This is a genomic window from Pantoea sp. PNT03, assembly GCF_014852515.1.
Taxonomy (GTDB): Bacteria; Pseudomonadota; Gammaproteobacteria; order Enterobacterales; family Enterobacteriaceae; genus Pantoea; species Pantoea leporis.
Window position 1 is genome coordinate 1 of the sequence record NZ_JACVBT010000017.1, and the last position, 762, is coordinate 762.

The 762-nt window shown below is 50.1% G+C and carries 2 tRNA genes and 2 rRNA genes; all 4 read left to right on the plus strand.

Going from position 1 to position 762, the window contains the following annotated elements:
* Window positions 1–116: ribosomal RNA gene (locus tag IB226_RS23045) — 16S ribosomal RNA — on the plus strand; the annotation flags it as partial.
* A 73-nt stretch (window positions 117–189) separates the two neighbouring features.
* Window positions 190–266, plus strand: a tRNA-Ile gene (locus tag IB226_RS23050).
* 117 nt (window positions 267–383) lie between these two features.
* Window positions 384–459 (plus strand) — tRNA-Ala (locus tag IB226_RS23055).
* 203 nt (window positions 460–662) lie between these two features.
* A 23S ribosomal RNA gene (locus IB226_RS23060) occupies window positions 663–762 on the plus strand; the annotation flags it as partial.

Consider the following 762-nt stretch of genomic DNA (forward strand, 5'->3'; position numbering starts at 1 on the left):
CAAAAGAAGTAGGTAGCTTAACCTTCGGGAGGGCGCTTACCACTTTGTGATTCATGACTGGGGTGAAGTCGTAACAAGGTAACCGTAGGGGAACCTGCGGTTGGATCACCTCCTTACCTGAAGATACTTTCCCGCGAAGTGCTCACACAGATTGTCTGATGAAATTAAAGAAGAGCGTAAAACGCCTGCAGGCTTGTAGCTCAGGTGGTTAGAGCGCACCCCTGATAAGGGTGAGGTCGGTGGTTCAAGTCCACTCAGGCCTACCAAATTCTTCCAGTTTCCGCGTTGTGCCGATAGCCCGCATACTTCAGTATGCTTCGCGTCGTCACGCCTTGTCTGTGAAAGAATTCTCCTGGTAAGCACGCGTTTTACAAAAACTCTATGGGGCTATAGCTCAGCTGGGAGAGCGCCTGCCTTGCACGCAGGAGGTCAGCGGTTCGATCCCGCTTAGCTCCACCATCAACGACCCCACGTTGATAACTAACTTCAGAATGTATCCTCGGGTACATTGCGAAGTTATTGCTCTTTAACAATCCGGAACAAGCTGAAAATTGAAACGACGCGTTGGTTCATTTCTCCGTAATAAGAAATGAATAACAGCGCGTTCGAGTCTCTCAAATGCTTGCAGTCTGCATGCGTTGCAAAACGCCTGTGGGTTGTGAGGTTAAGCGACTAAGCGTACACGGTGGATGCCCTGGCAGTCAGAGGCGATGAAGGACGTGCTAATCTGCGTAAAGCGTCGGTAAGGTGATATGAACCGCT